The organism is Okeania sp. SIO2B9 (assembly GCF_010672505.1).
Lineage (GTDB): Bacteria > Cyanobacteriota > Cyanobacteriia > Cyanobacteriales > Microcoleaceae > Okeania > Okeania hirsuta.
Window position 1 is genome coordinate 1 of sequence record NZ_JAAHGK010001257.1, and the last position, 2,232, is coordinate 2,232.

At 38.2% G+C, this 2,232-nt stretch carries 2 protein-coding genes; both read right to left on the bottom strand.

What is annotated here, in order from left to right:
• The coding region (locus F6K13_RS29550; protein ID WP_287289345.1) for a transposase at nt 1-1,275 on the bottom strand (1,275 nt) is incomplete at its 3' end.
• Nucleotides 1,276-1,368: 93 nt separating this feature from the next.
• Nucleotides 1,369-1,623 carry a hypothetical protein gene (locus tag F6K13_RS29555; RefSeq protein ID WP_205127189.1) on the bottom strand — a complete coding sequence of 85 codons (255 nt, stop codon included), beginning with the start codon at nt 1,621-1,623 and terminating at the stop codon, nt 1,369-1,371.
• Nucleotides 1,624-2,232: the final 609 nt, after the last annotated feature.

Here is a 2,232-nt window from a genome sequence, read left to right on the forward strand (position 1 = left end):
AGAGGGAATATTTCTGGTCTGAGAAATGCGATCGCGTACATATTCAAAAAAGCTCAATCCCAGCTTGCGAGTAGTAGCAACAAGGGACATAAAAGTATCCCAAGATGCAGTCCCCTCAGTCGTCTGAGTTCCATAACTGATATGGCGTCTCCTCACCATAGTCCTAGCAGCTAACTCTGCCGGGTTATTATGCAACGGCAATTCCGGATGGTCTAACACCAACAGCAACTCCGAAATCTTGGTCGCAGTTAATCGTTTTCGTTCATCCAACTGCTGATCACCACTCTGAGTGTCGAAAAGTCGAGAAAATTCAGAGCGTAATCTATGGGCAGTTGAAATTGTGAGAGCATCTCTATAAGCAAGTAACTCTCGATAGTAATCCCAAAAATCATCCAAGAATTGTTCCAGGAGTTGTTGATGATCATTAACCTTGGGAGTTAACTTTTTATAATCTCGTCCCTCATGTACCCAACACAAAGCTAAATTATCGGTTAGTAACTTGAAGGTCGGTGCATCATCACAGAGGAGAGTTTTTATAACTGGCCAGTCAGTTTGCTGATGATCAAAAGCGATTGCTGCTGCGTCTTTAATACGTTGACGCATTTGTGGCCCTAATAATGGTAAATCTCTATCTAGTAGCCCATTAAACTCTATGGAATTCAATACAGTTTCTTGGGGCAACAATTCCAGAGACTTCTTCCATTTATCTGGTATATGTAAGGTCTCCAACAGTGAAAAAGTCTCTTGATTGATAATAAACTCTAATTCTCGTCGGTCAAGTAAACCTTGAAGTACACTTAATCTATCTTTTTTGGCAGTAGTAAAGTAGACCGTATCAAGAGGGTTACACACTACATTCGTAGTATAGTTAACCCCTCCCACAGGGGCTCCTGTTTGGTCAAAGTGCTGCCAGGGACTACTTAATAGTCCGGCTTCATAGATTTCACTTTTTTCTGTCTCAAAACCAGACTGGTTTTTGATTAACAGATTGGACAAATGCCCGGCTGACATGGAAATGCCCATGTCCTCTAGAAACTCTAATAGTTTGCCTTGGGTCATATTTCCCCCATAGTACAAACTAATGATTAAGCTTTTAATTCCTGGGCCAAATTCTCCTTCATCACCTGATGGTAATTCTGCCTTGGGAGTTTTTCGCGTAGAGTGTGAGTAGTATTTCTGTTTCAGGAATAATACATGATCGGTTCCCAAGGTAATATCTTGAATGATTACTTCTTCGTAACCTTTAAACTCTGCATCAATGGGTAGTAATTCCATAGGGTACTCTAGTATTTCTTCCCTATCTATTTTGAGCTGAGATTTTTTACTGCCCTTTGAATGGTTTTGAGGTGGCTTTCGTTCTTTTTGTGATCAGTAGTTCTGGGAAAATCCTCTTGGTTTTTTGGCTTTGATTTTGGGCTGTTGTTGTTCTCCCTGAAGACGGTTATTTTCGTCTTTTAAACGTTGGTTTTCTGTTTGTAATTCTTTGAGTTGTGTCTGTAATTGCTCTATCAGGTTCAGTAATACCTCTACTGTTTGAGACAAGGATTTGTCTGCAATTTCGGTCGGGTTAATTGTTTGCAGGACTTGCTCTACTAATTTTTTGCTGTCATTATTTTGTCTCATATTTCATCTTCTATAACCAACTTGATTCTCCTGTTATTATTCTTGATCCTTTATTCTTTTTTGTGATTTAGCCGATCTTCTCGAGCGCGATTTTTGGTCTTGGCAGCTATCATAATTGCCTACCCCATCATATTGAGTAGATACAAAAAACTTTTGATTTTATCCTTAAATTATCTTACCACTACTATGCAGGACTACCTTTTTATAGTGGCTTTTGCAAAAGGAGGAGTCAGGAGCTAAGAATTAACAGGAGCGCAAATCTCTTTACTTATATCAAGTCCGGATAATTAGTGATAGAACTCTGTTCCGAGATGCACGTTACCTAGTCCTTGTTCCCTTCTTCTAGACTATGACCATACTTTTTTGAATTTGGTATAACTTTTGATATTTCTATAAGTAACTCTATTCATGACTACTAATTTTTTTTCTGCCGTTATACCAATATTATGTGAGACTCTACAGAATTAGGTGTTAGGTATTAGCTGTTAGGTGTTATACCAATATTATGTGAGACTCCACAGAATTATGAAATTTATTAACTTGTCTGTCTCGATCTACATTTCACTCTGATTAAAATATTATTCTATGCAACTTCATATTAATTTGGTA

Coding starts and splice junctions, on each gene's coding strand:
- F6K13_RS29555 (WP_205127189.1), bottom strand. CDS start 1,623: ATGAGACAAAATAATGACAGCAAAAAATTAGTAGAGCAAGTCCTGCAA.